General features: G+C 69.6%; 22 protein-coding genes. 17 read left to right on the top strand and 5 right to left on the bottom strand.

Annotation, left to right across the window (positions count from 1 at the left end):
• The first annotated feature begins 30 nt into the window (after window positions 1-30).
• Together OQ968_RS08410 and OQ968_RS08405 are read left to right on the top strand one after the other, a co-directional pair.
• Window positions 31-612: an HhH-GPD-type base excision DNA repair protein gene (locus OQ968_RS08410; protein WP_324676561.1), complete on the top strand. Its 582-nt coding sequence runs from the start codon at window positions 31-33 to the stop codon at window positions 610-612.
• The gene (locus OQ968_RS08405) at window positions 609-755 is read left to right on the top strand and encodes a hypothetical protein (protein ID WP_007776396.1); all 147 of its coding nucleotides are present in this window, start codon (window positions 609-611) and stop codon (window positions 753-755) included. Before OQ968_RS08410 ends, OQ968_RS08405 begins: the two co-directional genes overlap by 4 nt.
• Window positions 756-857: 102 nt before the next feature.
• On the opposite strand, the gene OQ968_RS08400 is transcribed toward OQ968_RS08405, so the two are convergent.
• Together OQ968_RS08400 and OQ968_RS08395 are read right to left on the bottom strand one after the other, a co-directional pair.
• Window positions 858-1,868, bottom strand: coding sequence for a hypothetical protein (locus tag OQ968_RS08400; RefSeq protein WP_324676558.1), 1,011 nt, complete (start codon window positions 1,866-1,868; stop codon window positions 858-860).
• 43 nt (window positions 1,869-1,911) lie between these two features.
• The gene (locus OQ968_RS08395; protein ID WP_324676557.1) at window positions 1,912-2,532 is read right to left on the bottom strand and encodes a hypothetical protein; all 621 of its coding nucleotides are present in this window, start codon (window positions 2,530-2,532) and stop codon (window positions 1,912-1,914) included.
• 88 nt (window positions 2,533-2,620) lie between these two features.
• On the opposite strand from OQ968_RS08395, the gene OQ968_RS08390 reads away from it, so the two are divergent.
• Window positions 2,621-3,949 carry a mannosyltransferase gene (locus OQ968_RS08390; RefSeq protein WP_324676698.1) on the top strand — a complete coding sequence of 443 codons (1,329 nt, stop codon included), beginning with the start codon at window positions 2,621-2,623 and terminating at the stop codon, window positions 3,947-3,949.
• On the opposite strand, the gene OQ968_RS08385 is transcribed toward OQ968_RS08390, so the two are convergent.
• Window positions 3,936-4,220, bottom strand: a complete 285-nt coding sequence (locus tag OQ968_RS08385) for a 4a-hydroxytetrahydrobiopterin dehydratase (RefSeq protein WP_324676555.1) — start codon at window positions 4,218-4,220, stop codon at window positions 3,936-3,938. The two genes, OQ968_RS08390 and OQ968_RS08385, sit on opposite strands and share 14 nt — an antisense overlap.
• Before the next feature lie 170 nt (window positions 4,221-4,390).
• Here OQ968_RS08385 and OQ968_RS08380 point away from each other — a divergent pair, with 170 nt between their 5' ends.
• The 8 genes from OQ968_RS08380 to OQ968_RS08345 all read left to right on the top strand — a co-directional run bounded on the left by OQ968_RS08380 (window position 4,391) and on the right by OQ968_RS08345 (window position 16,153).
• Entirely contained in the window at window positions 4,391-4,639 is a 249-nt protein-coding gene (locus OQ968_RS08380) for a hypothetical protein (protein WP_324676553.1), read from the top strand.
• 38 nt (window positions 4,640-4,677) lie between these two features.
• Entirely contained in the window at window positions 4,678-5,070 is a 393-nt protein-coding gene (locus OQ968_RS08375; protein ID WP_324676551.1) for a (deoxy)nucleoside triphosphate pyrophosphohydrolase, read from the top strand.
• Between the two features lie 408 nt (window positions 5,071-5,478).
• Window positions 5,479-9,159, top strand: a complete 3,681-nt coding sequence (locus OQ968_RS08370; protein ID WP_324676549.1) for a nitrate reductase subunit alpha — start codon at window positions 5,479-5,481, stop codon at window positions 9,157-9,159.
• A complete protein-coding gene (gene narH / locus OQ968_RS08365) occupies window positions 9,159-10,847 on the top strand; it encodes a nitrate reductase subunit beta (protein WP_324676547.1) in 1,689 nt (562 codons plus the stop codon). The genes OQ968_RS08370 and narH overlap by 1 nt, the downstream gene beginning before the upstream one ends.
• Before the next feature lie 2 nt (window positions 10,848-10,849).
• The gene (gene narJ, locus OQ968_RS08360) at window positions 10,850-11,524 is read left to right on the top strand and encodes a nitrate reductase molybdenum cofactor assembly chaperone (protein WP_324676545.1); all 675 of its coding nucleotides are present in this window, start codon (window positions 10,850-10,852) and stop codon (window positions 11,522-11,524) included.
• Window positions 11,525-11,535: 11 nt separating this feature from the next.
• On the top strand, window positions 11,536-12,267 hold the full coding sequence (gene narI, locus OQ968_RS08355; protein WP_420715858.1) for a respiratory nitrate reductase subunit gamma: 732 nt from the start codon (window positions 11,536-11,538) through the stop codon (window positions 12,265-12,267).
• Window positions 12,268-12,318: 51 nt separating this feature from the next.
• Window positions 12,319-14,193, top strand: coding sequence for a translational GTPase TypA (gene typA, locus OQ968_RS08350; protein WP_324676541.1), 1,875 nt, complete (start codon window positions 12,319-12,321; stop codon window positions 14,191-14,193).
• Window positions 14,194-14,239: 46 nt separating this feature from the next.
• Window positions 14,240-16,153 (top strand): ABC transporter family substrate-binding protein, encoded by a 1,914-nt coding sequence (locus OQ968_RS08345; RefSeq protein ID WP_324676696.1) that lies wholly within the window; start codon window positions 14,240-14,242, stop codon window positions 16,151-16,153.
• 23 nt (window positions 16,154-16,176) lie between these two features.
• On the opposite strand, the gene OQ968_RS08340 is transcribed toward OQ968_RS08345, so the two are convergent.
• Entirely contained in the window at window positions 16,177-16,785 is a 609-nt protein-coding gene (locus tag OQ968_RS08340) for a TetR/AcrR family transcriptional regulator (RefSeq protein ID WP_324676539.1), read from the bottom strand.
• Between the two features lie 86 nt (window positions 16,786-16,871).
• Here OQ968_RS08340 and mshB point away from each other — a divergent pair, with 86 nt between their 5' ends.
• The 4 genes from mshB to OQ968_RS08320 all read left to right on the top strand — a co-directional run bounded on the left by mshB (window position 16,872) and on the right by OQ968_RS08320 (window position 21,937).
• Window positions 16,872-17,774 carry an N-acetyl-1-D-myo-inositol-2-amino-2-deoxy-alpha-D-glucopyranoside deacetylase gene (mshB, locus tag OQ968_RS08335; protein ID WP_324676537.1) on the top strand — a complete coding sequence of 301 codons (903 nt, stop codon included), beginning with the start codon at window positions 16,872-16,874 and terminating at the stop codon, window positions 17,772-17,774.
• Window positions 17,775-17,865: 91 nt separating this feature from the next.
• The gene (locus tag OQ968_RS08330; protein WP_324676535.1) at window positions 17,866-18,327 is read left to right on the top strand and encodes a hypothetical protein; all 462 of its coding nucleotides are present in this window, start codon (window positions 17,866-17,868) and stop codon (window positions 18,325-18,327) included.
• 99 nt (window positions 18,328-18,426) lie between these two features.
• A complete protein-coding gene (locus OQ968_RS08325; RefSeq protein WP_324676533.1) occupies window positions 18,427-21,060 on the top strand; it encodes a bifunctional FO biosynthesis protein CofGH in 2,634 nt (877 codons plus the stop codon).
• 106 nt (window positions 21,061-21,166) lie between these two features.
• The gene (locus tag OQ968_RS08320) at window positions 21,167-21,937 is read left to right on the top strand and encodes a maleylpyruvate isomerase N-terminal domain-containing protein (protein ID WP_324676531.1); all 771 of its coding nucleotides are present in this window, start codon (window positions 21,167-21,169) and stop codon (window positions 21,935-21,937) included.
• A gap of 11 nt (window positions 21,938-21,948) precedes the next feature.
• On the opposite strand, the gene OQ968_RS08315 is transcribed toward OQ968_RS08320, so the two are convergent.
• Entirely contained in the window at window positions 21,949-22,272 is a 324-nt protein-coding gene (locus tag OQ968_RS08315; protein WP_324676694.1) for a hemophore-related protein, read from the bottom strand.
• A gap of 457 nt (window positions 22,273-22,729) precedes the next feature.
• Here OQ968_RS08315 and fdxA point away from each other — a divergent pair, with 457 nt between their 5' ends.
• Window positions 22,730-23,056 (top strand): ferredoxin, encoded by a 327-nt coding sequence (gene fdxA, locus OQ968_RS08310; protein WP_007168467.1) that lies wholly within the window; start codon window positions 22,730-22,732, stop codon window positions 23,054-23,056.
• 26 nt (window positions 23,057-23,082) lie between these two features.
• Window positions 23,083-24,192, top strand: coding sequence for a succinyldiaminopimelate transaminase (gene dapC, locus OQ968_RS08305; protein WP_324676527.1), 1,110 nt, complete (start codon window positions 23,083-23,085; stop codon window positions 24,190-24,192).
• Window positions 24,193-24,276 lie beyond the last annotated feature (84 nt).

Here is a 24,276-nt window from a genome sequence, read left to right as displayed (position 1 = left end):
TCAATCGCCGCGCAGTCCTAGACTGACCGCGTGCCGAAGCTTCGACTCGCCCAGGATCCCGCCGCCGACGCGCTGCTGGATGACGACCCGTTCGCATTGCTGATCGGCATGCTGCTGGATCAGCAGGTGCCGTTCGAGACCGCCTTCGCCGGGCCGAAGAAGATCGCCGACCGCATGGGCCGCCTGGATGCCGAGGAGATCGCCGCCTGCGACCCGGACAAGTTCGCCGCGCTGTGCGCGGAAAGGCCTGCGATACACCGCTTTCCGGGGTCCATGGCCAAGCGGATCCAGGCCCTGGCCCAGATCATCGTGGACCGCTACGGCGGCGACGCGGCCGGTTTGTGGACCGTCGGCGACCCCGACGGCAAGGAGCTGCTGAGGCGGCTCAAGGGCCTACCCGGTTTCGGTGAGCAGAAGGCGAAGATCTTCCTGGCATTGCTGGGCAAGCAGTACGGCGTGACGCCGACGGGGTGGCGGGCGGCGGCCGGCGACTTCGGCAAGCCCGGCAGCTACCTATCCGTCGCCGATATCGTCGACGCCCGTTCGCTTGGACAGGTGCGATCCCACAAGAAGCAGATGAAGGCAGCAGCGAAGGGAAAGGCGGCAACGTGAAGACACACCTGACGTGCCCGTGCGGCGAAGCCATCGTCGGCAAGGACGAGGACGAGCTGGTCGAACTGACCCAGGCCCACCTTGCTAGTGCTCATCCGGGCCTGGAGTACGACCGCGACGCCATCCTGTTCATGGCCTACTGAGGCGCCCACCCCTGTCGCGAGCGTGCGTGTTCGTCCGATGACACGCCGCGCGGGGCGTACAACTGCGCACGTTCGCCCCGGAAAGCGCGCCAGAAAGCGGTGCTACGGCACCACCGTCGAGCCGATGGTGGGCATGAACTGACACTGCTTTTCTTTGGTGGTGACCTGCCCGAAGATCGTCGACATGATGCTGCCCGACCCGGTGTCGGCTATCGCGGTCAGGGTGGTCGGACCGTCCGGGTTGATGTCGGTGCGCGGCTTGAGGGTGACGCTCCCCGACTTGCCCGTGGTCAGGTTCACCCAGGTGACGTTCAACGGCAGCTTCTGTACCTCGGCGGGCCCGGGGGTGCCGACGGCCGTGAACACGTAGGCGGTCTGGCCGGGCCCGGGGCCGGGCAGCGGAATCTTGGCCGGCCCCGCCACCGACAGAGCGGTCGCGATCGCGTTGCTGCCGTCCGCAAGGCAATTGGTGCCGATCGACGGATACATGAAGTCCTGGGTGGGCGGGGCGTCAGGGCCGAAACCCGGTGCCGCCGCGGGGGCGGCCGGCGCGGGTTCCGGCGCCGGTGCCGCCGCGGGTTCAGGTGCCGGCGCTGGAGCGGCCTCCGGCGCCGGAGACGTCGGCGCGGGCGCCGCCACCGGCGCGGGCCCCGCCGCGTGGGCGGGATCGATGCCCGTCGGCAGGTGCGCCTGCACACCCGGCACCAGGCCTTCCGGTGGCACGTGTGGCACCGGTCCGGTCTCGGGCGGGGTGACGCCGTTGGGTGCCGCGGCCGGCGCGCCGGGAAGCGGTGCGCCGGGCTCCTGGACGAATTGGTTCACCGACGCGGCCACGTTCTTGGATTCGGTCGGTGCGGTCGGGTTGTGGGTGAATGCCTGGGCGGCGGCCATGAGCAGCTGCGTCGCCTGCCCGGGGTTGCTCGCCGCCTGCTGGATTATCGGGCTCAGCTGCGATAGCGCCGGCAGGCCCGGCAGCTGCTGAGCGGAGTTCGATTGCGGTGTCGGCAGTGGCGCCGCCGGGTCGGCCGCCGCGCTCGGGCAGAGCCCGAACGCGGCAGCCGATGCCGTGACGACAGCGGCCAAACCTTTGGACAGGTTCCAAGTGCTTGCCACGATGTTCTCCAGTCCTAGTTGGGCTAGCTGTCTATTTCGCGGCTTAGGGCAGGGCCGAAAGCAGCGACGGCGCGGTCAGCGGAGCGGGCGCCGCGGGTGCGGGCGCGGCCGGCGCGGCCGGTGCACCCGGGACGCCGCCGTTGGCCAGCGCCTGCAGATCCGTCGGGAGCGAGATCTGCGGTGGCACATTCAGCGGCAGGCCGGGCAGCGCCGGCATGTTCACCCTCGCCGCCGGAGCCGCCGGCACGGCCGGAGCCGCCGGAGTGGCGGGCACGCCCGGGATCGAAACGGGCAGGCCCGGAACCGTCGGGGCCGCCGGCGCGGCGGGGGCCACCGGCGCCGTTTGTGCCAGTCCGGGAATCGAGCTCAGCCCGGGGATCGCGGAGCTGGCCGCGGGAGCCGCGGGCGCCGCCGCGGCCGGGGTCAGTCCCGGAAAGGTGATGCCGGGAGCCGCCGGGGCGGCCGGCGGGGTCGCCCCGAGGGCGGTCGCGAGGTTTTGCAGAATCTGCGGCGCGTTGGCCGCGGAAGCGATCAGCTGCTGCGGAATGTTCTGCACGTCCGGAGCCGGCACGGGGTCGGCATGGGCGATACCGCCCGTCAGTAGCGCGGCGGACGAACCGACCATGACGGCGGTGGCCCGCAAGTAGGTCCAAATGGTTGGCATGATTCTCCCTGGTGTTCGACGACAAGGTCCCGGCCCGAAGGTACTTTGATGCTGGTGTGACTCAAGTGACACGTGTGGCATTTATTTGATCGTTACGGATCCGAGTGACGGCGGTGATGCGGCGCCGGTCGACAAGGCCGCGATCGCTAAAGTCGGGCAGATAGACCCCACCATCGACACCACGGCCGCCCCGGCGGCGCCCGCCACCCGGCGGCTGGCGAGTCTGCTCGGCGCGGCCGCCCCGGCGCTGCTGATCGTCAGCGTCGCGGCGCGACTCGCCTGGACATACCTGACGCCCCACGGCGCAAACTTCGTGGACCTGCACGTCTACCTGGGCGGCGCGGCCGCCATCGACCATCCCGGCACCCTGTACAGCTACACCTACGCCGATCAGACGCCGGACTTCCCGCTGCCGTTCACCTATCCGCCGTTCGCGGCCGTCGTCTTCTATCCGCTGCACCTGTTGCCGTTCGGCGTGGTCGCCTTCCTGTGGCAGGTCGCGACGATCGCGGCGCTCTACGGCGCGGTTCGGATCAGCCAGCGGCTGATGGGGGCGAGCGCCGATCCCGGCGGCACCAGCCGCCGCGCGGCGATGGCATGGACGGCTATCACCATCTGGATCGAGCCGCTGCGCAGCACCTTCGACTACGGGCAGATCAATGTGCTGCTGATGGTCGCGGTGCTGTGGGCCGCCTACACCGCGCGGTGGTGGCTGGCGGGTCTGCTGGTCGGCGTGGCGGCCGGGATCAAGCTGACGCCGGCGATCGCCGGCGTCTACCTGCTAGGCGTCCGGCGCTTCGGCGCCGCCGTGACGTCGGCGGTCGTGTTCCTTGCCACCGTCGGGATATCGCGGCTCGTCGTTGGCGATCAGGCCCGCTACTACTTCACCGACCTGCTCGGCGACGCGCATCGGGTGGGGCCGATCGCCACGTCGTTCAATCAATCCTGGCGCGGCGGCATCTCCCGGATCCTGGGCCACGACGCCGGCTTCGGTCCGCTGGTCCTGGCCGCCATCGCCGTCACGGCGGTCCTGGCCGTCCTGGCGTGGCGGGCGCTGGATCCCTCCGACCGGCTGGGCAAGTTGCTGGTGGTCGAGCTGTTCGGGCTGCTGCTCTCGCCGATCTCGTGGAGCCATCACTGGGTGTGGCTGGTGCCGCTGATGATCTGGGCCATTCACGGGCCGCTACGCCGGAGCGCCGGCGCGCCCTTCGTCGGCTGGGGCTGGCTGGCGCTCACCATCATCGGCGTGCCCTGGCTGCTGAGCTTCGCGCAGCCGACCATCTGGCAAATCGGCCGCCCGTGGTACCTGGCGTGGGCCGGGCTGGTCTATATCGTGGTCGCGATGGCGACCCTGGTTTGGATCGCCGCCACCGGTAGGCGAACCGCCGCGCCCGGCGGGCCGGTCAGTCCGCGATGATGCGGTCGATGTCGCGCGCCATCTCGACGTCGTTCTTGGTGATGCCACCCTCCGAGTGCGTCACAAGCGCGAAAGTCACTGTCCGCCAACGGATATCGATATCCGGGTGATGATCCTTGCGTTCAGCGTGTTCGGCCACCCGACGCACCGCGTCGATGCCGGCCAAAAAGCTCGGAAACTTTATCGACCGGCGCAGGGCGCCCTCGGCGCGCTCCCAGCCGTCGAGGTCGGGCAGTGCGGCGTCCACTTGTTCATCCGTTAACACAGCCATACCCCGAACATACTCTGGGCACCGGGAACGCCGGCCCGCTCCGAACCGTCAAAAGCATGAACCGCCTATGTGATCGGCCAATCGCGTTGCACACCAAGTAAGGACGCGAAATCGTGGTGGCTACAGGTGCATACGGGGAGTACCGTTTCAACACAAGGGAAGAGGACGACATGCTGACTGGGAACCGCCACGCGATCGCGAAGCTTTTGGTCAGCGCCGCCATTGCTCTCGGCTCCTGCGTCGCCGGGGCAGCGCCCGCCGGCGCCGACGTGAAGCCGGCCAGCCCCGACCCGAGCCCATTTGCCGCCCTCAGCTGCAGCTACCCGCAGACGGCTCCGCCCAACACGATGACGGGACAGCTGGAGCAGGGGATCTTGGCGGGTCTCGCCGCCAACCCGGGCAAGCACAACCTCAGCTAGCCAGCCGTCGGCGCGGAGACGGTATACCGTCACTGGCCATGCCGACCCAGATCGTCGTCGCCGGGGCCGTCATCGCCGGTTCGACCCTCCTGGTGGCCCAGCGCGTCCGCCCGCCGGAGCTGGCCGGCCGCTGGGAGCTGCCCGGCGGCAAGGTCGCACCCGGCGAGACCGAGCGGGCCGCGCTGGCCCGTGAGCTGGCCGAGGAGCTGGGCCTCGACGCCCGCGACGTCGCGGTCGGCGACCGCCTTGGCGACGACATCCCGCTGGACGGCGCGACGACGCTGCGGGCGTATCGGGTGCGGCTGCTTCGCGGCCAACCGCACCCGCGTGATCATCGGGCGCTGCGCTGGGTGACGGCGGCCGAACTGCACGACGTCGACTGGGTGCCGGCCGACCGGGGCTGGCTGGCGGACCTGACTCGAGTGCTCTGAGCAGCTCCGGACAAAGTCCACAGTTTTTCACCAGGGAACGTACAGCGCCATTGCAGCTGACACGCGTGAAACTGGAAGCTAACAACCCAAAACAGACCCTAACCTCGATTTGCATGCCGGTAGCGATCGCGATGGTTGTCCCGACGGCGTGGGCCCCGTTTCCACGCCGTGGTCCGGCATACGCGAATACAGAAACCCCACGTTGATGGCACCAATTGTTACTCACAGGCTCCGCGTGGATGGTGTGGTAGGACTGTCATCCGGCACCTACCGTGATGGGCGATCCGTAAGGCTCGATCGCTGCCCGGGGCGGGCCGCCGGCGCGGCCCGGAACACAAAGCAAGGTGCTCGAACCCGTTCGAACCCGGCAGCGAGGCGCGATGTCGTTTTGAGTAGGGGGTTTACCGCTTGACCGTCACACCCCACATTGGCGGACCGCTCGAGGAGCTGTTGGAGCGCAGTGGGCGCTTCTTCACCCCCGGCGAGTTCTCGGCCGACCTGCGCACCGTCACCCGGCAGGGCGGCCGCGAGGGCGACGTGTTCTACCGCGACCGGTGGAGCCACGACAAGGTCGTCCGCTCCACCCACGGGGTCAACTGCACCGGGTCGTGCTCGTGGAAGATCTACGTCAAGGACGGGATCATCACCTGGGAAACCCAGCAGACCGACTACCCGTCGGTGGGGCCGGACCGGCCCGAATACGAGCCGCGCGGCTGCCCCCGGGGCGCGTCGTTCTCCTGGTACAGCTACTCGCCCACCCGGGTGCGCTACCCGTACGCCCGGGGCGTGCTGGTCGAGATGTTCCGCGAGGCCAAGGCTCGCCTGGGTGACCCCGTGCTCGCGTGGGCCGACATCCAGGCCGACCCCGAGCGCCGCCGGCGCTACCAACGGGCACGCGGCAAGGGCGGGCTGGTCCGGGTGACCTGGGCCGAGGCCACCGAGATGATCGCCGCGGCCCATGTGCACACCATCAAGACATACGGCCCGGACCGGGTCGCCGGCTTCACGCCGATCCCGGCGATGTCGATGGTCAGCCACGCCGCGGGCTCGCGGTTCGTAACGCTCCTCGGCGGGGTGATGACGTCGTTCTACGACTGGTACGCCGACCTGCCGGTGGCGTCGCCGCAGGTGTTCGGCGACCAGACCGATGTGCCCGAATCCGGGGACTGGTGGGATGCGTCGTATTTGATGATGTGGGGCTCCAACGTCCCGATCACCCGGACCCCCGACGCGCACTGGATGGCCGAGGCCCGCTACCGCGGCACCAAAGTCGTTGTGGTGAGCCCGGATTACGCCGACAACACGAAGTTCGCCGACGAGTGGATGCGGTGTGCGGCCGGTACCGACGCCGCGCTGGCGATGGCGATGGGGCACGTGATCCTTTCGGAATGCTATGTGCGCAAGCAGGTTCCGTTCTTCATCGACTATGTTCGCCGCTACACCGACCTGCCGTTTTTGATCAAGTTGGAGAAGCGCGGCGACTCGCTGGTGCCCGGGAAGTTCCTGACCGCGGCCGACATCGGCGAGGAAGTCGACAACGCGGCGTTCAAACCCGCCCTGGTGGACGAGGTCACCGACGCGGTCGTCGTGCCGCACGGCTCGCTGGGATTCCGGTTCGGTGAGGACGGCGTCGGGAAATGGAACCTCGACCTGGGGCCGGTGGTACCGGCGCTCAGCATGCAGGGAGCGGGTGAAGCGGAGCTGGTCACCCTGCCCAGCTTCGACACCATCGACGGCCACGGGGAGACCGTGCGCCGCGGCGTGCCGGTGCGCCGCGTCGGCAAGCACCTCGTGTGCACGGTGTTCGACCTGATGCTGGCCCACTACGCGGTGCGGCGCGACGGGCTACCGGGCGAATGGCCCACCGGTTACGACGACCCCAGCCAGCAGAACACCCCGGCCTGGCAGGAACCGATCACCGGGGTGCCGGCCGCGCAGGCCATCCGCGTGGCCAAGGAATTCGCCCGCAACGCAGAGGAATCCGGCGGCCGGTCCATGGTGATCATGGGTGGCGGCATCTGCCACTGGTTCCACAGCGACGTCATGTACCGCTCGGTGCTGGCGCTGCTGATGCTCACCGGGTCGATGGGACGCAACGGCGGCGGCTGGGCCCACTACGTCGGGCAGGAGAAGGTGCGCCCGCTGACCGGCTGGCAGACCATGGCGAACGCCTCGGACTGGTCGCGGCCACCGCGCCAGGTGCCCGGCACCTCGTACTGGTATGTCCACACCGACCAGTGGCGCTACGACTCCTACGGGGCCGCCAAGCTGGCCAGCCCGTTGGGCCGCGGCAGGTTCGACGGCAGGCACACGATCGACGTGATGGCGTCCGCGACGGCGATGGGCTGGAGCCCGTTCTATCCGCAGTTCGACCGGTCCAGCCTCGACGTCGCCGACGAGGCGGCGCAGGCCGGGCGCGACGTCGCCGAGTACGTCAGCGAGCAACTCGCCCAGCGCAAGCTGAAGCTGGCGATCACCGATCCCGACGATCCCGCCAACTGGCCGCGGGTGCTCAGCGTCTGGCGGTCCAACCTGATCGGCTCGTCGGGCAAGGGCGGCGAGTTCTTCCTGAAGCATCTGCTGGGCACGGATTCCAACATCCAGGCCGAACCCAAGGCCACCGGCATACTGCCCACGGATGTGGCCCGGGACGGCGAGATTCCCGAGGGGAAGCTCGATTTGATGATGTCGATCGACTTCCGGATGACGTCGACGACGCTGGTGTCCGACGTGGTGTTGCCCGCGGCGACGTGGTACGAGAAGAACGACCTGTCCAGCACCGACATGCACCCCTACGTGCACGCGTTCAGCCCGGCGATCGACCCGCCGTGGGAAACGCGTTCGGACTTCGAGGCATTCGGCGCGATCGCCCGCGTTTTCAGCGGTATGGCCCGGCAGCATCTTGGCACCCGCAACGATGTCGTGCTGACCGCGCTGCAGCACGACACGCCGGATGCGATGGCGTATCCCGATGGCACCGAACGCGATTGGCTACACGGCGACGACGTGCCGGTGCCGGGCAGAACGATGAGCAAGCTCACCGTTGTCGAGCGGGACTACACCGCGATCTACGACAAGTGGGTGACGCTGGGACCGCTCGTCGACCAATTCGGCATGACGGTCAAGGGCGTCACCGTCCATCCCTTCCGCGAGATCGGCGAGCTGGCCGCGAAGTTCGGCGTGATGAATTCCGGTGCGGCGGCGGGTCGTCCGGCGATCACCACCGCCGCGCGAATGGCCGACGTCATCCTCACGCTGTCGGGAACGTGCAACGGCCGGCTGGCCGTCGAGGGTTTCCTCGAGCTGGAGAAGCGCACCGGGCAGCGGCTGGCGCACCTGGCCGAGGGCAGCGAGGAAAGGCGAATCACTTACGCCGACACGCAGGCCCGCCCGGTCCCGGTGATCACCAGCCCGGAGTGGTCCGGCAGCGAGACGGGCGGGCGCCGCTACGCGCCGTTCACGATCAACATCGAACACCTCAAGCCGTTCCACACCCTCACCGGGCGGATGCACTTCTATCTCGCCCACGACTGGGTCGAGGAGCTCGGCGAACACCTGCCCGTGTACCGGCCGCCGCTGGACATGGCGCGGCTGTTCGACCAGCCCGAGCTGGGCCCGACCGACGACGGAATCGGGCTCACCGTGCGCTATTTGACGCCGCACTCGAAGTGGTCGTTCCACTCCACCTACCAGGACAACCTGTACATGCTGTCGTTGTCGCGCGGCGGCCCGACGATGTGGATGAGCCCCGGCGACGCGGCGAAAATCAAAGTGCGCGACAACGATTGGGTCGAGGCGATCAACGCCAACGGCATCTATGTGTGCCGGGCGATCGTCTCGCACCGGATGCCCGACGGGGTGGTGTTCGTCTACCACGTGCAGGAACGCACGGTGGACACGCCACGCACCGAGACCAACAACAAGCGGGGCGGCAACCACAACGCGCTGACTCGGGTGCGGATCAAGCCCAGCCACCTGGCCGGTGGCTACGGTCAGCACGCGTTCTCCTTCAATTACCTGGGTCCCACCGGCAACCAGCGCGACGAGGTGACCGTGGTGCGCCGCCGCAGCCAAGAGGTGCACTACTGATGAAAGTCATGGCGCAGATGGCGATGGTGATGAACCTCGACAAATGCATCGGCTGCCACACCTGCTCGGTGACCTGCAAGCAGGCCTGGACCAACCGCTCGGGCACCGAGTACGTGTGGTTCAACAACGTCGAAACCCGCCCCGGCGTCGGCTATCCGCGCACCTACGAGGACCAGGACCGCTGGCGCGGCGGCTGGATGCGCGACAAGAAGGGCCGGTTGCGGCTGCGCGACGGCGGCCGAATTCACAAGCTGCTGCGCATCTTCGCCAACCCCAAACTGCCCACCATCGACGACTACTACGAGCCGTGGACCTACGACTACGAAAATCTGACGCAGGCCCCGGCCGGTGACACCTTCCCCACCGCCGCCCCGCGGAGCCAGATCACCGGCGAGCGCATGAAGGTGTCCTGGGGATCGAACTGGGACGACAACCTCGCCGGCTCGCCGGAGATCGTGCCCAACGACCCGGTTTTGAAGAAGGTCAGCGAAGAGGTCAAGCTGAAGCTCGAAGAGACCTTCATGTTCTACCTGCCGCGGATCTGCGAGCACTGCCTGAACCCGTCGTGCGTGGCGTCGTGCCCGTCGGGGGCGATGTATAAGCGCACCGAGGACGGCATCGTGCTCGTCGACCAGGACCGCTGCCGGGGCTGGCGGATGTGCGTGTCCGGATGTCCTTACAAGAAGGTGTATTTCAACCACAAGACCGGCAAGGCCGAGAAGTGCACCCTGTGCTATCCGCGCATCGAGGTCGGGCTGCCGACGGTGTGCTCGGAAACCTGCGTGGGGCGCCTGCGCTATCTGGGGCTGGTGCTCTACGACGTGGACCGGGTGCTCGAGGCGGCGTCGGTGGAAAAGGACACCGACCTGTACGAGGCGCAGCGCCAGATCCTGTTGGACCCCAACGATCCCGGGGTGATCGCCGCGGCGCGGGCCGAGGGCATCTCGACCGAGTGGATCGAGGCCGCGCAGCGGTCACCGGTGTACGCGCTGATCAACACCTACCGGGTGGCGCTGCCCCTGCATCCGGAATACCGGACCATGCCGATGGTTTGGTACATCCCGCCGCTGTCGCCGGTGGTCGACGCGGTCAGCCACGACGGCCACGACGGGGAGGACCTGGGCAATCTGTTCGGCGCCCTGGAGGCGCTGCGCATTCCCATCCAATACTTGGCCGAGCTGTTCACCGCGGGCGATTCCGAAGTGGTTGCGGGCGTGCTGAAGCGGTTGGCCGCGATGCGCTCCTATATGCGCGACATCAACCTGGGCCGCGAAACGCAACCGCACATCCCCGAGGCCGTCGGGATGACCGAGGAACAGATCTACAACATGTACCGGCTGCTCGCCATCGCCAAATACGAAGAGCGCTATGTGATTCCGACGTCGTACGTGGCGGACGTGCCCGCCGCCGCCGCGATGGCCGACGAGATGGGGTGCTCGTTGTCGTTCGAGGGCGGACCGGGCATGTACGAATCCGGCCCGTTCGGGGAGGGCAGCGGCGCCCCGGTGCCGGTCGCCGTGGAAACCTTCCACGCCCTGCAGCAGCGCCAGATGGGCGAGGCCGGCGGGGACGGGGGCGCGGCGGCGCGCGGCGGCGGGGGCCGCTCCAGGATCAACCTGCTCAACTGGGACGGCAACGGCGTGCCCGCGGGCCTGTTCCCCGATTCGCACCGGCAGGACTCGGTGTAGCGATGAGATTGCCCGGCATGTTGTCCGGCACCCGGGAGCGAGCGGCGTCCCGGGAGCTGCAGGACCGGCTGGTGTGGCAGGCCGCGTCGCTGCTGCTGGCCTATCCCGACGAGGGGCAGCCCGAACGGCTGGACACCGTCGAGGCGCTGCTGCGACACGTCGACGGGCCCGCGGCGCCACTGCTCGAACAATCGCTCACCGCGCTGCGTGCCCGCGATTTGATGACCGCCGCGGCCGACTACGTCGAGACCTTCGACATGCGGCGCCGCGCCACTATGTACCTGACGTACTGGACCGCCGGGGACACCCGCAACCGCGGCAGGGAGATGCTGGCCTTCGCCACCGCCTACCGCGACGCCGGGGTCGAGCCGCCGCGCAAGGAGGCGCCGGATCACCTGCCCGTGGTGCTGGAGTTCGCCGCGACCGTCGACCCCGCGGCGGGCCGGCGGCTGCTGATCGCGCACCGGGTCCCGATCGACGTATTGCACGGGGCGCTGACCGACGCCGAGTCGCCCTACCGGCACACCGTGGCGGCGGTGTGCGAAACGCTGCCCGCCGCAACCGCTCAGGACGCGCGCCGCGCGGAACGGCTGGCGAAGGCCGGTCCCCCCGCGGAAGCCGTTGGGCTGCAACCGTTTACCCTGACCGTCCCGCCTAAGCGCACCGAAAGAGGCTGACTTTGGTCCACATGAAACTGCTCGAGATCTTCTGGGACGACGTGCCCTACGTCGTGCTGTCGATCGCGGCGGTCGGCACCTGGTGGCGGTATCGCTACGACAAGTTCGGTTGGACCACCCGCTCGTCGCAGCTCTACGAGTCGAAGCTGTTGTCGATCGGCAGCCCGCTGTTCCACTTCGGCAGCTTGGCGGTCATCATGGGCCACGTCATGGGGCTGTTCATCCCGGAATCCTGGACGCGCGCGGCCGGGATGAGCGATCACATCTATCACCTGCAGGCGCTGCTGCTCGGCGTGCCCGCCGGGTTCGCCACCCTGCTCGGCATCGGGTTGCTGATTTACCGGCGGCGCAAGAACGCGCCCGTCTACCTGGCCACCAGCCGCAACGACAAGCTGATGTACGTGGTGCTGGGGTGCGCGCTGGTGGCGGGCATGTGCTGCACCCTCGCCGGCGCCACCCACTTCGGCGAGCTGCACGACTACCGGCAGAAGGTGTCGGTCTGGTTCCGGTCGATCTGGATCCTCGACCCGCGCGGGGACCTGATGGCGCACGCGGCGTTCTACTACCAGATTCACGTGTTCATCGCGCTCGCGTTGTTCGCCCTGTGGCCGTTCACCCGTCTGGTGCACGCCTTCAGCGCGCCGATCGTCTACCTGTTCCGGCCCTACATCGTGTACCGCAGCCGGGAGGTGGCCGACAAACCGGAACTGGTCGGCTCGGTGCCGCGGCGCCGCGGCTGGTGACGCCGCTGGGCCAGTTCGCTATCTGACGCCCCCGCTGCCAGAATCACCGACGTGCCATTCCGCAATGTCGCCATCGTCGCCCACGTCGACCACGGCAAGACCACGCTGGTCGACGCGATGCTGCGGCAGTCCGGCGCGCTGCACGAGCGCGGCGAGGTACAGGAACGCGTGATGGACACCGGCGACCTGGAGCGGGAGAAGGGCATCACCATCCTGGCCAAGAACACCGCCGTGCACCGTCACGACCCGGACGGGACCGTGACGGTGATCAACGTGATCGACACCCCGGGGCACGCCGATTTCGGCGGCGAGGTGGAGCGCGGCCTGTCCATGGTGGACGGGGTGCTGTTGCTGGTCGACGCGTCCGAGGGCCCGCTGCCGCAAACGCGGTTCGTGCTGCGCAAGGCGCTGGCCGCCCACCTTCCGGTGATCCTCGTCGTCAACAAGACCGACCGGCCCGACGCCCGCATCGACGAGGTCGTCGAGGCCAGCCACGACCTGTTGCTCGACGTCGCGTCGGACCTGGACGACGAGGCGGCCGCGGCCGCCGAGCACGCCCTGGGCCTGCCCACCCTGTACGCGTCCGGGCGGGCCGGGGTGGCCAGCACCACGCGGCCGCCCGACGGCCAGGTTCCCGACGGGACCAACCTGGACCCGCTGTTCGCGGTGCTGGAAAAGCATGTGCCGCCGCCGAAGGGCGACCCGGACGCGCCGCTGCAGGCGCTGGTCACCAACCTCGACGCGTCGAGCTTTCTGGGCCGGCTGGCGCTGATCCGCATCTACAACGGGCGCATCCGCAAGGGCCAGCAGGTCGCGTGGATCCGCGCGGGGGGCACCGCCACGGCCAAGATCACTGAGCTGCTCGCCACCGAGGGGGTTGAACGGCGCCCCACCGACGAAGCCGTCGCGGGCGACATCGTCGCTGTCGCCGGCCTGCCGGAGATCATGATCGGCGACACCCTGGCCGACCTGACGAATCCCGTTGCGCTGCCGCGCATTACCGTCGACGAGCCGGCGATCTCGGTGACCATCGGCACCAACACCTCGCCGCTGGCCGGCAAGGTGGCCGGCCACAAGCTGACCGCGCGGATGGTGCGCAACCGGCTCGACCAAGAACTGGTGGGCAACGTGTCGATTCGCGTCGTCGACATCGGCGTGCCCGACGCGTGGGAGGTGCAGGGCCGCGGCGAGCTGGCGCTGGCCGTGCTCGTCGAACAGATGCGCCGGGAGGGCTTCGAGCTGACCGTGGGCAAGCCGCAGGTGGTCACCAAGACCATCGACGGCAGGCTGCACGAGCCGTTCGAGGCGATGACCATCGACTGCCCGGCGGAGTACGTCGGGGCGGTCACGCAGCTGATGGCCGCGCGCAAGGGCCGCATGGTGGAGATGGCCAACCACACCACCGGCTGGGTCCGCATGGACTTCGTCGTGCCCAGCCGCGGCCTGATCGGCTGGCGCACCGACTTCCTCACCGAGACCCGCGGCACCGGCGTCGGCCACGCCGTGTTCGACGGATACCGGCCGTGGGCGGGGGAGATCCGGGCCCGGCACACCGGGTCGCTGGTGTCCGACCGGTCCGGCACCATCACGCCGTTCGCGCTGCTGCAGCTCGCCGATCGCGGGCAGTTCTTCGTCGAGCCCGGCCAGGAGACCTACGAGGGCATGGTCGTCGGAATCAACCCGCGCCCAGAGGATCTCGACATCAACGTCACCCGCGAGAAGAAGCTCACCAACATGCGATCGTCGACGGCCGACGTCATCGAGACGCTGGCCAAGCCGCTCGAGCTCGACCTGGAGCGGGCCATGGAATTCTGCGCGCCCGACGAATGCGTCGAGGTGACCCCCGAGGTGGTGCGGGTCCGAAAGGTCGAGCTGGACGCCACCGCCCGGGCGCGCAGCCGGGCGCGGGCGAAGGCCAGGGGCTAGGCCGCGCGTGGTCGGGGGCGTTGCTGTGCGGGTGCTCGATACCCTGTTGGGCGTGCCGAGACGACCACGCCGCTTCTTCGTGAGGGTCGGCTCCACGATGGTCGGTGTGGTCTCGGTGATCGGGTTTGCGGTCGCGGCGTGCACGGTCAGCCCCCCGCCGGCGCCGCAGAGCACCGACACGCCCCACAACTCGCCGCCGCCGCCGCAGCGGCCCACCCAGATCATCATGGGCATCGACTCGATCGGCGCCGGGTTCAACCCGCACCTGCTGTCCGACCTGTCCCCGGTGAACGCGGCGATCAGCGCGCTGGTGTTGCCCAGCGCATTTCGGCCTGTGCCCGATCCCGGGACGCCGACGGGTTCGCACTGGGAGATGGATCCCACCCTGCTGGTGTCGGCGGAGGTGACCAACCAGAACCCGTTCACGGTCACCTACAAGATCCGGCCAGAGGCGCAGTGGACCGACAACGCCCCGATCGCGGCCGACGACTTCTGGTACCTGTGGCATCAGATGGTCAGCCAGCCGGGGGTGGTCGACCCGGCCGGGTACGACCTCATCACCGGCGTGCAGTCGCTCGAGGGCGGCAAGCAGGCGGTGGTGACCTTCGCACAGCCGTATCCGGCGTGGAAGGAGCTGTTCAGCAACATCCTGCCGGCGCACATCGTCAAGGACGTGCCGGGCGGTTTCGCCGCCGGGCTGGCGCGAGCGCTGCCCGTCACCGGCGGGCAGTTCCGGGTCGAGAACATCGACCCGCAGCGCGACGAGATCCTGATCGCCCGCAACGACCGCTACTGGGGGCCGCCGGCCAAGCCGGCGCTGATTCTCTTCCGCCGCGCCGGGGCCCCGGCGGCGCTGGCCGACTCGGTGCGCAACGGCGACACCCAGGTGGCCCAGGTGCACGGCGGGTCCGCGGCCTTCGCGCAGTTGTCCGCCATCCCCGACGTGCGAACGGCGCGGATCGTGACGCCGCGGGTGATGCAGCTGACGCTGCGCGCCAACGTGCCCAAGCTGGCCGACGCGCAGGTCCGCAAGGCGATCCTGGGGCTGCTCGACGTCGACCTGCTCGCCGCCGTCGGCGCCGGCAGCGACAACACCGTCACGCTGGACCAGGCCCAGATCCGGTCGCCCAGCGACCCCGGCTACGAGCCGACCGCACCACCCGCGATGACGACACCGGCGGCGCTGGCGTTGCTGACGGCGTCCGGATACCAGGTCGAGAGCAGCACGTCGGCGTCACCGGTGCCGCCGCCGCCCAGCGCGACGCCGCCGGTGAGCACCGGGCCGCCGGAAGTCATCCGCGGCCGGATCAGCAAGGACGGCCAGCAGCTGTCGCTGGTGATCGGGGTGGCGGCGAACGACGGGACCGCGGTCGCGGTGGCCAACACGGCCGCCGACCAGCTGCGCAACGTCGGCATCGCCGCGACGGTGCTGGCGCTGGACCCGGTGAAGTTGTACCGCGACGCGCTCAACAACAACGAGGTGGACGCGATCGTCGGCTGGCACCCGGCGGGCGGGAACCTGGCGACCCTGCTGGCCTCGCGCTACGGCTGCCCCGCGCTGGAGGCGACGGCGGTGCCCACCGCGAACGCTCCGGCTCCCTCACCCGCCGCCCCGCCGCAACCCGCTGGGCCCGGCACCCCCGCCACGACGCCGACGTCGACCCCGCCCAGCCGCCCGCCCGACCCCGGCGCGCTGGTGCAGGCCCCGTCGAACCTCACCGGGATCTGCGATCGCAGCATCCAGTCGAACATCGACGCCGCCCTCAACGGCACCAAGAGCATCAACGACGTGATCACGGCCGTCGAACCGCGGCTGTGGAACATGTCGACCGTGTTGCCGATCCTGCAGGACACGACGATCGTCGCGGCGGGGCCCAGCGTGCAGAACGTCAGCCTGTCCGGCGCGGTCCCGGTCGGCATCGTCGGCGACGCCGGGCAGTGGATCAAAACCGGGCCCTGACAAGGCTTTTCGCCGGTGGGCTGTTAGCCGGCGGGTGCCTGCGTCGCTCGGGGCGGGATCACCGTGTCGACGATCAGCGCGAGCTCTCGCCGATTCGGCGGTTCCCCGGTGAGCAGGAAGTGCTGGTTGATCAGCGCCGGCCCGACGCGCGCGGTCAGCGGCGTGACGGTGGCCGGGTCGATGTCGCCGCAGTCGACGGCGGATCGCAGGATCGCCTCGACGATCTTCAGGCGCGGGGCCACCACGGCGTCGGCGAAGATGGCACGCATCTCGGGCTCGTGCAGGAGCTGCTGGATGATGTCCAGGCCGGGAAAGGCGGTCTTGCCGGCCAGCATGTCGCGGTGGGCGGTGAACATCGCTAGCAGGTTTTCCCTGGGGGAGCGGCCCGAGCGCGGCTCGGGCACCGGCGGCAGCGCGAAGACCAGCGCGGCGTGCACCAGCTCGCACTTGGTCGCCCAGCGGCGGTACAGCGCGGCCTTGCCTGTGTGGGCGCGCGCCGCGATCCCCTCCATCGTCAGCCCGCCGTATCCGACCTCGGTCAGTTCGGCCAGCGTGGCCTCGTAGAGCGCGCGTTCGAGGACCTCGCCCCTGCGGCGGCTTCGGCTGCCGTTCTTCTGTGTGAGCTGCGGCATTTCTCGATAGTAGCCGCACGCGTTCCTATCCACCGCGCTAACGCCGAGGAACGGTCGCCGAATCGGCCCGCGGGTAGGGTGCGTTAATGCCCGAGACCCCGCGGCTGCTGTTCGTTCATGCGCATCCCGACGACGAGAGCCTCAGCAACGGGGCCACCATCGCGCACTACGCCGCCCGCGGCGCGCAGGTCAGCGTGGTCACCTGCACCCTCGGCGAGGAGGGCGAGGTCATCGGCGACCGCTGGGCCCGGCTCGCCGTCGACCACGCGGACCAACTCGGCGGATACCGGGTCGGCGAGCTGACCGCGGCGCTGCGCGCGCTCGGCGTCGCCGGGCCCGTCTACCTCGGCGGTGCGGGCCGCTGGCGCGACTCCGGGATGGCCGGGACCGCGCCACGGCGACAGCAGAGGTTCGTCGACGCCGACGAACGCGAGGCGGTCGGCGCGCTGGTCGCCATCATTCGTGAGCGGCGCCCGCACGTCGTGGCGACCTACGACCCCAACGGCGGATACGGGCATCCCGATCACGTCCACACCCACGCGGTCACCACGGCCGCGGTGGCCGCCGCCGGCACCGGTGACTATCCCGGCGAGCCGTGGACGGTGCCGAAGTTCTACTGGTCGGTCATCGCGGAACGCGCGTTCACGGCGGGCTGGCGGGCGCTGAGCCGCGACGACCTGCTGCCCGGGTGGACGATCCCGCCCGCCGACGAGTTCGACTTCGGCTATCCGGACTCCGACATCGACGCCGTGGTGGAGGCCGGCCCGGGCGCCCTCGCTGCCAAGACCGCGGCGCTCGCCGCGCACGAAACCCAGGTGGTGGTCGGCCCGACCGGCCGGGCCTGCGCCCTGTCGAACAACATGGCGCTGCCGATCCTGGCCGACGAGCATTACGTCCTGGTCGCGGGCGCGGCGGGGGATCGCGACGAGCGCGGCTGGGAGACGGATCTGCTCGCGGGACTGGGTCTCAACGGATCCGGCACGCGGTAGGCTGCGACAAGGCAGCCACGGAAGGACTTCGCATGGACCCCGACCTGGACCCTAACCTGCAGCACTGGCAGGACCGGCTGGACAGCCTGCAATGGGTTATCGGCTCCATCCTCTCCAATATCGACAGCGTCCCGACCTGACCGAAACCAAACCGCGCGCCGCGTCCGTCGAAGACAGCGGCACCACAGACCCCGCAATTCGCGTCGTCGTCCTGGCGCTCCTGGCTGTCGACGGGGTGCTGTCCGCACTGGCCGGGGCCCTGCTGCTGCCGATCTATATCGGCACCATCCCGTTTCCCATCAGCGCATTGATCAGCGGATTGGTCAACGCCGCCCTGGTCTGGGCCGCCGGGCGGTGGACCACGTCGCCGCGGGTGGCCGCGCTGCCGCTGTGGACGTGGCTGCTCACGGTGGCGGCGATCAGCATGGGCGGTCCCGCCGACGACGTCATCCTGGGCGGCAAGGGGCTGATGGCCTACGGGGCTTTGATACTGCTCGTGCTGGGTGTCGTGCCGCCGGTATTGGTGCTGGGGCGGTACGGCCTGCGGCGCTGACGGGCGATGGGATTTCCCGCCGGGACCGCGGGCGCGGGCCGGACCCGGCCTGGCGCTACTGTTGCGCAATGGCACCGAGCAAGGCTGCCAAGGTTCCACATGTTGGGACGCGCGGATGAAATTCGATCGTGGGGAAGTTACACCAACGTGCCGCTGACTCCGGAGTCCACCGCTTTGCCAAGCCCTGTCGTTCCAGCTGCGGCCATTTCGGCGCCCAGCCCGTCGGCGCTGCGACGGGTGCTGCGGCGCGCCCGCGACGGCGTCGCCCTGAACATCGACGAGGCGGCCGTCGCGATGACCGCGCGCGGCGCCGACCTGGCCGACCTGTGCGCCAGCGCCGCGCGGGTGCGCGACGCGGGCCTGGAGTCGGCCGGGCGCCGCGGCCCCGGCGGCCGGCTGCCGATCACCTATTCGCGCAAGGTGTTCATCCCGGTCACCCACCTGTGCCGCGACAGCTGCCACTACTGCACGTTCGTCACGGTGCCGGGCAGGCTGCGGGCCCGGGGCGCCGGCATGTACATGGAGCCCGACGAGATCCTCGACGTCGCCCGCCGGGGTGCCGAACTCGGTTGCAAGGAAGCACTTTTCACGCTGGGGGACCGGCCCGAGGACCGGTGGCCGGAGGCCCGCGACTGGCTCGGCGAACGAGGCTACGACTCCACGCTGTCCTACGTGCGGGCGATGGCGATCCGGGTGCTGGAGGAAACCGGGCTGTTGCCGCACCTGAACCCGGGCGTGATGAGCTGGTCGGAGATGTCGCGGCTCAAGCCGGTCGCGCCGTCGATGGGCATGATGCTCGAGACGACGTCGCGGCGGCTGTTCGAGACGAAAGGCCTTGCGCACCACGGCAGCCCGGACAAGGATCCGGCCGTCCGGCTGCGCACCCTCACCGACGCGGGGCGGCTGTCGATTCCGTTCACCACCGGGCTGCTGGTCGGCATCGGCGAGACGCTGCCCGAGCGGGCCGACACCCTGCACGCGATACGCAAGTCGCACAAGGAATTCGGGCATGTCCAAGAAGTGATCGTGCAGAATTTCCGGGCCAAGGAACACACCGCGATGGCCGGCTACCCCGACGCCGGGATCGAGGACTACCTGGCCACGATCGCCGTCGCGCGGCTGGTGCTGGGCCCCGGCATGCGCATCCAGGCGCCGCCGAACCTGGTGTCCCGCGACGAGTGCCTGGCGCTGGTGGCCGCCGGCGTCGACGACTGGGGCGGGGTCTCACCTTTGACGCCCGACCATGTCAACCCGGAACGGCCCTGGCCCGCCCTGGACGAGCTGGCCGCCGTCACCGCCGAAGCCGGATACGACCTGGTGCAGCGGTTGACCGCGCAGCCCAAGTACGTGCAGGCGGGCGCGGCGTGGATCGACCCGCGGGTGCGCGGGCACGTTGCGGCGCTGGCCGATCCGGTGACCGGTCTGGCCCGCGACGTCAACCCGGTCGGCATGCCCTGGCAGGAGCCCGACGACGTCGAGTCGGCCGGCCGGATCGACCTCAACGCGGCGATCGACACAGAGGGCCGCAACACCGAAACCCGCAGCGACCTCGACAGCGCGTTCGGTGATTGGGAATCGATACGCGCGCACGTGCACGAGCTCGCCGCGCAAGGCGCAAAAGCGCCGGAACGCCTGGACACCGATGTGCTGGCCGCGCTGCGCTCGGCCGAACGTGACCCCGCCGGCTGCACCGACGACGAGTACCTGGCGTTGGCGACCGCCGACGGTCCCGCGCTGGAAGCGGTTGCGGCGCTGGCCGATTCGTTGCGCCGGGATGCGGTCGGCGACGACGTCACCTTCGTGGTGAACCGCAACATCAATTTCACCAACATCTGCTACACCGGCTGCCGGTTCTGCGCGTTCGCGCAGCGCAAGGGCGACGCCGACGCGTACTCGCTGTCCACCGAGGAGGTCGCCGACCGCGCCTGGGAGGCGCACGTCGAGGGCGCCACCGAGGTCTGCATGCAGGGCGGCATCGACCCCGAGCTGCCGGTCACCGGCTACGCCGAACTGGTCCGCGCCGTCAAGGCCCGGGTGCCGTCGATGCACGTGCATGCGTTCTCCCCGATGGAGATCGCCAACGGGGTGACCAAGAGCGGGCTGAGCATCCGCGAGTGGCTGATCAGCCTGCGGGAGGCCGGCCTGGACACCATCCCCGGCACCGCCGCCGAGATCCTGGACGACGAGGTGCGCTGGGTGCTCACCAAGGGCAAGCTGCCGACGTCGCTGTGGATCGAGATCGTGACCACCGCGCACGAGGTGGGTCTGCGGTCGTCGTCGACGATGATGTACGGGCACGTCGACAGCCCCCGGCACTGGGTCGGCCACCTCAACGTGCTGCGCGAAATCCAGGACCGCACAGGCGGTTTCACCGAGTTCGTGCCGCTGCCGTTCGTGCATCAGAGCTCGCCGCTGTACCTGGCCGGCGCGGCCCGCCCCGGGCCCACCCACCGCGACAACCGGGCGGTGCACGCGCTGGCGCGAATCATGTTGCACGGCCGCATCTCCCAGATCCAGACCAGTTGGGTCAAGCTCGGCGTGACGCGCACGCAGGTGATGCTCAACGGCGGGGCCAACGACCTGGGCGGCACGCTGATGGAGGAGACCATCTCCCGGATGGCCGGCTCGGAACACGGGTCGGCCAAGACGGTGGCCGAGCTGATCGCGATCGCCGAGGGCATCGGGCGCCCCGCGCGCCAGCGCACCACCGACTACGCACCGCGGGCGGCCTGACCGCCCCTTCGCCGAGCGTGCGCGTCTGCACAGCGACACGCGGGTTAACGCGGCATTCTGTGCACGCTCGCGGCGTTATCGGCGCGCGGGTGGGTACACCGATGCTGTGCGGCGACGAATCGATACCGACCGGTTCCCCGAATGGCAGCCCTTCGCGGACGCGGTGCAAGCGCGCCGGCCCGACACGGGCACCTGGTGTGAGGCGTGGACGGTGCGAGACATCGTGGCCCATCAGGCCGGAAACGCCGAGGAACTCGCCCGGGTGCTCGGCGCGCACCTGGCGGGCGAATCCGTTGCCACCCGCGGTTTCGAGGAGCGTGAGGGCCCGCTGCGCGCGCTGGGCGATGCGGACCTGTGGGACGCGTTGCTCGACCGGATGGCCACCCTGAGCGAGGTCGCCGCGGCGGCCGACGGGGTGCCCGCCGACGCCGACGTGGCCTGGACCGGGCGCAGCATGAAGGTGCCCTGGTTCGCCGAGCACATGCGCGAGGAACTCGTCCTGCACGGTTGGGACATCACCGGAGACTGCGATGTCAGCGCCTTCCGCGCGGCGCTGGCCGAGCCATGGATGACCACGCACAGCGTCGTCGCGGTGGGGCGCCCGTTGCTCGCCAAGGGCGCCAAGGAACTGGAGCCGGGTGAACGAATCGAGGCCCGGTTGCGGGTTCCCGACACCGACGACGTCTTCCTCAGCGCGGACGCGGAGCGCACCACCGTCGAATTCACCGACGCGGTGGGCGCGGCGACGCTGGAAACCGATGCGGCGGCGCGAGTCCTGCTGCTGTGGGGCCGCCGGCCCGGCGACCCGTCCAGGATCTGCAGCCGAGCCGGCGCCGCGACCCTGGGTCGCGTGCGCCGGCTATTGGGCGGCTACTGAACTATCTCGGCTCAGTAGTTGTTGCAGACGCCGGCGACGTTCTCGATGGTGCCCATGAACTGCTGCGCCTGCGGCATGGCCCGGATCTGCGCGGCCATCTGCGCGCGCTTGGGCGGCGGTGACGCCAGGAACTGACGCAGGTAGTTCTGCGCCACCGGCGATTGGTTCAATTGCGCGGCAGTGGCCGGATCGGTCGCGTTCAGCGCCGCCATCACCTGCCCGTAGTTGCAAGTTGTATCGATGATCGGATCGGCCGATGCGACCCCGGTCGCGGCGCTCAGCGCCACGGCCGCGCCGCCAACTGCGGCAGCCAACTTGCCCAACGACAGCCTCATCATTTATGGACACCTTCCCCAGTTAGTGCACCGCTATTGACGGCGACGACATCTGCTCAGCGGTTTGCCGTCTTCGTTGAGGCTACCAGGCCCGCTGAGCACTCTCCCATCGCGATAATTATCGAGCGTCATGCCCGGCATGTAACTCTTTGCAGGTCAAAGACCCAGTGGCATCGCGATATTGGGCGAAAACGCTAATCCGACTCACAGCTTGGCCGCCAGTGCGGCGCCCGCTTCGACGGCGCTTTGATGCCGCCCCGGGCCTCCAGGCAAACTAGGTTTTCAGAACGCCAGTCCTCCAGGGCGTGCCGAGTAGTTGACGTGTATGTGCAACGTCTAGTATCAGTAACCGAAAGCTTTGCTTGTTGCGGGCCTTCACGCGCCGCGGCGAGGCGAACGGCAGCCCACATCGAGCAGTACTGGAAGCAGTACCCGGAGAAGACTTGAGGAGACGTCTGTGACGTACACGATCGCCGAACCTTGCGTCGACATCAAGGACAAGGCATGCATCGAGGAGTGCCCGGTCGACTGCATCTACGAGGGCGCCCGCATGCTCTACATCCACCCCGACGAGTGCGTCGACTGTGGGGCCTGCGAACCCGTCTGCCCCGTCGAAGCGATCTACTACGAAGACGACGTGCCCGAACAGTGGAGCCAATACACGCAGATCAACGCGGACTTCTTCGTCGAGCTGGGCTCGCCGGGCGGTGCGGCCAAGGTCGGCATGACCGAGAACGACCCGCAAGTGGTCAAGGACCTGCCCCCGCAGGGCGAGGGCGACTGAGCGGGCCGGTGCCGCGGCAGCCCGGGATGCCGGTTTCGGCGTCCCTGCCGGAGTTCCCCTGGGACACCCTGGCCGACGCGAAGGCGCTGGCCGGGGTGCATCCCGACGGCATCGTCGACCTGTCCGTCGGCACCCCCGTGGACCCGGTCGCCCCCGTGATCCGGGAGGCGCTGGCGGCCGCCAGCGCCGCGCCCGGGTACCCGGCCACCGCCGGCACCGCGCGGCTGCGGGAATCGGCGGTGGCGGCCCTCGGCCGCCGCTTCGGCATCACCGGGCTCGGCGCGGATGCCGTGCTGCCGGTGATCGGCACCAAGGAGTTCATCGCCTGGTTGCCGACCCTGCTGGGCCTGGGCGCCGCCGACGCGATTGTGGTGCCGGAGCTGGCGTATCCCACCTATGAGGTCGGCGCCCGGCTGGCCGGAGCGCAGGTGCTGCGCGCGGACTCGCTGACCCAGCTCGGCCCGCAATCCCCGGCGTTGATCTACCTGAATTCGCCGAGCAACCCGACCGGGCGCGTGCTCGGCCCCGACCACCTGCGCAAGGTGGTCGGCTGGGCGCGCGAGCGCGGTGTGGTGGTGGCTTCCGACGAGTGCTACCTCGGTTTGGGCTGGGGACCGGAACCTCCGGTGTCGGTGCTGCACCCGTCGGTCTGCGACGGCGACCACACCGGGCTGCTGGCGGTGCACTCGCTGTCCAAGAGCTCGTCGCTGGCGGGATACCGGGCCGGCTTCGTCGCGGGGGATCCCGGCCTGGTCGCCGAGCTGCTGGCGGTGCGCAGGCACGCCGGCATGATGGTGCCGACGCCGGTGCAGGCCGCGATGGTGGCCGCGCTGGACGACGACGCGCACGACAGGCTGCAGCGCGAGCGATACGCCCGGCGGCGGGCCGCGCTGGCACCCGCGCTGCGCTCGGCCGGTTTCGTGATCGACCATTCGGAAGGCGGCCTGTACCTGTGGGCCACCCGCGGCGAGCCGTGCCGGGACAGCGTCGCGTGGTTGGCCCGGCGCGGCATCCTGGTGGCGCCCGGCGAGTTCTACGGCCCGGCCGGCGCGCAGCATGTGCGCGTCGCGCTGACCGCCACCGACGAGCGCATTTCCGCCGCCGTGGGCCGGCTCACCGCACCCGTCGCGGCCTGATAGCCCATTCCCTGTCGCGCCGGCGGAGGTGGGCGGCAGAATTCATCGCAGGCGAGACCCAAGTGCCAGCGCTTCGACCTCGGG

Origin of the sequence: Mycobacterium sp. 663a-19, assembly GCF_035616495.1 — a bacterium.
Taxonomy (GTDB): Bacteria; Actinomycetota; Actinomycetes; order Mycobacteriales; family Mycobacteriaceae; genus Mycobacterium.
This window is presented reverse-complemented; position numbering and strand designations above follow the sequence as displayed.